3 protein-coding genes and 1 pseudogene are annotated in these 3,898 nt (G+C 61.5%); 3 read left to right on the top strand and 1 reads right to left on the bottom strand.

The genetic code is table 11. The features are described from left to right. The first annotated feature begins 272 nt into the window (after positions 1–272). Together LZD57_RS23880 and LZD57_RS23875 are read left to right on the top strand one after the other, a co-directional pair. A complete protein-coding gene (locus tag LZD57_RS23880; protein ID WP_233722084.1) occupies positions 273–1,043 on the top strand; it encodes an enoyl-CoA hydratase/isomerase family protein in 771 nt (256 codons plus the stop codon). A 401-nt stretch (positions 1,044–1,444) separates the two neighbouring features. Beyond that, positions 1,445–1,765 (top strand): annotated as a pseudogene (locus LZD57_RS23875) (transposase); the annotation flags it as partial. Positions 1,766–1,783: 18 nt separating this feature from the next. Here LZD57_RS23875 and LZD57_RS23870 read toward each other — a convergent pair. Then, positions 1,784–2,530 (bottom strand): hypothetical protein, encoded by a 747-nt coding sequence (locus LZD57_RS23870; protein WP_233722083.1) that lies wholly within the window; start codon positions 2,528–2,530, stop codon positions 1,784–1,786. Positions 2,531–3,660: 1,130 nt separating this feature from the next. Here LZD57_RS23870 and LZD57_RS23865 point away from each other — a divergent pair. Continuing rightward, entirely contained in the window at positions 3,661–3,822 is a 162-nt protein-coding gene (locus LZD57_RS23865) for a hypothetical protein (protein WP_233722085.1), read from the top strand. Positions 3,823–3,898: the final 76 nt, after the last annotated feature.

The following is a 3,898-nucleotide window of genomic DNA, read 5'->3' as shown; positions in this document are numbered from 1 at the left end:
GCCTGGACTTTGGCAACGCTGGTTCGGCAATGGACAGGGACATGAGAGCGCTCCGCGAATCAAACCCCTTCATCGAATCAGATCAAAAGCAACCCGTCATCCGCTGTCATATGAATTCGGAGCCCTGGCTTCGTGGAAGAGACGATGGCCGCCGGCCATTCCGGCATGGCATAAGCCTTATCGCCTCGCGCCGTCATCCGTCCCGCCGACCGACGGTCTAGCTGATCCTCACGCCGCCAATCCCGGCAGGCTCCAGATCGAGGATCAGAAAAATGGCCCAGTTCGAAACCTATCGCGACGCCTTCCCCAACACCCGCCTGACCCGCAAGGACAACGGTGTGCTCGAGGTCGCCCTTCACACCGACGGCGGCAAGCTCGTCTTCAACGGTCATACGCACGAGCAGTTCGTCGATCTGTTCCACCAGATCGGCGAGGATCGCGACAACCGTGTGGTGATCCTGACCGGCACTGGCGACGCCTTCATGGACTCGATCGACGGCGACGGCTTCGACTTCTTCACGCCCCGCGGCTATGACAAGATCCTGCGCGAAGGCCGCAAGGTGCTGGCGAACATTCTCGACATCGAGGTGCCGATGATCACCGCCCTGAACGGGCCGGTGCTGCTCCACAGCGAATATGCGCTGCTGACCGACATCGTGCTCGCGACGCCGCAGACGGTGTTCCAGGACAAGCCGCATCTCGACTTCGGCATCGTCCCGGGCGACGGCGTTCACCTCCTCTGGCCGCATGTGATCGGCTCGATCCGCGGCCGCTACTTCCTCCTCACCCGCCAGGTGCTCAATGCAGAGACGGCGAAGGACTGGGGCGTCGTCAACGAGGTCGTGCCGGCCGATCGGCTGCTCGCCCGCGCCCACGAGATCGCCGACGGCATCGCTGCATTGCCGGCGCTGACCTCACGCTACACCCGCATCGCCCTGACCCAGCCGCTTCGCCGGCTGATCGACGAAGGCACCGGCTACGGCCTGGCGCTCGAAGGCATCAGCGCCGCCGAGGTCGCACGCTCGATGGCTACTCAGGGCTGATCTCGCATGCCCCGCCCTGCGGTGTTGCCGGGCGGAGGCCCTGCCCAAGCGTCGACTTTCGTAGACGGAGGGAAGTTCGTCGTGCGGACCGGTAGGTTGGGCCGAAGAACGAAACCGCTCACGCGGGATGGGCAGCGGCTTGACCGTTCACGAACTGATAGGATCGTCATGCGCTGATTGAGCGTTGCTCGGCGCGGGTGGAGGATCCCGGCTCCTTCAGCCGACCTTAGCATTCCCATGACAACCCTCCCTATTTCCCCCGCTGCGATCGGCCCGGTGCGCCAGCGCGTGATCAACGAAATGGCCATGCGGCATTTCGAGGTGGCTCGGCGAATTTGAACAGCGGCATGAGCGGGTTGTCTGGCTGAAGACCGCGAAGATGGCCGTGAACAGGAGAGACGATGAGCAAGAGAAGGCCTCGGCATCACAGCCCGGCCTTCAAAGCGAAAGTCGTGTTGGCGGCAGTTGGGGGGAGAAGACCCTGGCCGACTTGGCGCAGCAATTCGACGTCTACCCGAACCAGATCACGCATTGGCGCTCGCGGCTTTTGGAAGGCGCCGCCGGGGTTTCTGGATCGCCGTCTCCGGCCGCGGCCGAGCCGGTTGACGTGAAGACGCCGCATGCAAAGCTCGGCGAGTTGAAGCTGGCGAACGATTTTTTAGACTAGAGGGCGCGCTCGACAAGGCCGGACTGTTAGCGAGCGCAAGACGATGATCGATCGTTCGCGGTTTCAGGCATCATCACATCTCGGGGGCCGAGAGCGAAGTGACATGGGCGTCGTCGTCCTCCTGCTTCTCGCACCGCCGGTGCCGCTCGGCCACCGCGGCGAGAAGGCGGAGGGGCTCGCCGCGAGCGAGCTTGCCGCGCATCGACGGCCCGATCTGGACGGCGTCGAGCGTAGCACGGTCCGGCGAGGCGACCGGCGCCGATCGCCAGCCTCGCGACGTGCGCCCGTACACACTCTGGGAGTCGGTGGAGCGATGGCCAAAGGCCGCTGCCACGATCACCGCGACGTCGATCATAGCTGCATCGTCCAGCGGACCGTTGAACTCTGCAAGGTAAGCTCGCATCATATTAGCCCTCGCCTGGTCGCGCGTCGTCCTCAGGACGATCCGCGAGTTCACGCCCCGAATGCCACGAAGCGTCCGGGCAAGCCGGCCGACCACCATGGACACGTCGCCGTCGGCGGCTTCGGCGTCCTCGCGCAGCGTCATCAAAGTGGCACCAATACGAAGGAGGTCTCTCTCGCCTTGAAGGCGCCCCGGAAGCTGAAGAGACCGCGTCTCCCCGGTGGCGCGGCCGTTGTGTTCGGAGTATTTGGCGCATCGAGCCACGAGCGTGTGGCCGCGGAGTTCTGCCGTCACCCATTCGGCAGGGCGCAATCCGCAGATCGGGCCCAACTCTAGGATCAGCCGCAGCTGTTGACCGGTCCGGCTCCCCAAGGCTTCGGCTCTCGCGACGAGATCACGGCTCGTCTCTTCGGTCATCGTTTTTGCTCGCCGGTTTCCACACCGAACGGGGCCAGCTTTGCTCGGGATGAACGGCAACACCTCCCCCTGCTCCTGCCCCGGAACGAAAAGCGTGCTGGCCACGTCCTCGGCGTCATCTTCCGTGAGCTCGCCGCGATCCCACAGGACGCGCGCGTGATGGAGGATCGCTGCTCTGTAGTTGCGATATGACCTATAGCGGAACTCCGATGCGCGGCTGCTACGTGCGCGGCAACGTCAAGGACCGACGGCTCATGTCCGAGAGCTCTTGCGGCCGCACGTGACAGATAGCCGTATCTGGCAACATAGGCGGCCTCCGTTGCGGGGGTGCGACTGCGAATGCGGCCGGCGAGGTCCGGACGCTCCAGGCAAACCGGGTAACGCTGAAGAGTACAATGCTGATGATGATCGGGGCGACGGGGCACGTCCCACTCCTATGTTACACAACAGGAGGAGCATGATGGCTAAGGTCGAAAGTCCGAAGCGGGGCGGCCGCCCCGTAGAGGCGACGCCGAGCAACGGACTGGCGCGCTACCCCTCCACGCAACCTGAAATCAAATAGTCGGCGAGATACATAACCAAGGGTCGAAAATAAGTTACCGAGAGGTCGTCTAGAGGTCGCCGGTAACTCACGGATCCGAGCTGTGCTCCGGTGGAAGGGTGTTATCGCCTTCCGGAAAGGTGTTACCGCGAGATGGAAGCGTGTTGTGAAGTTAACGGCACTCGTTACGGAATTTGCAAAACCGCCTTAAAATTTGCCCGAAATCAGGGGGTGCCCGGGATCCATCGCCTATGTTGAAATCCTGTCGTAGAAGTGATGTAGTGTATCGAGCGCCAATGAATGCATTCGATTCGCATGACAGGAATTCTTGTATGATCTTAACATTAAACTCGGATTACGATTTAATTTGATTTGAATAATAATTAAGGATTTGGGGGGCTAACATGAAAACAACCACCGATCTTGAAATAATCGAGCTTTCGTTGGGCCTGTAGGGGTCGACCTGCGGGGTAACGTACGAATAAGTGGTGGAAATTCGTTGCCCTTATTAGGCGTGATAAGGTGGCCATCAAGGTGGTCGGACACGGTGGTGTTTCGCGAATTCAAGCATACCGACACGAAGACCCCGATGACCGAAACCACCATGCCGCTGATCGAGCTTCTTCGAAAGCACGACGATGGAGATTTTCTACGCGCGGTGAGCGCGGCCGTTCTCCAGCTTCTGATGGAACACGACGTCAGAGGTGGCTCGGCGAATTTGAACAGCGGGCTGAGTGGAATGTCTGCCTGAAGACGGCGAAGATGGCCGTGAACAGGAGAGACGATGAGCAAGAGACCGCGCCGGAACCATAGCCCGGCCTTCAAGG

The sequence above is a fragment of the Jiella avicenniae genome (assembly GCF_021390325.1).
Classification (GTDB): domain Bacteria; phylum Pseudomonadota; class Alphaproteobacteria; order Rhizobiales; family Rhizobiaceae; genus Jiella; species Jiella avicenniae.
Note: the sequence above shows the minus strand (reverse complement) of the source record. Positions and strands in the feature narration are given on the sequence as shown.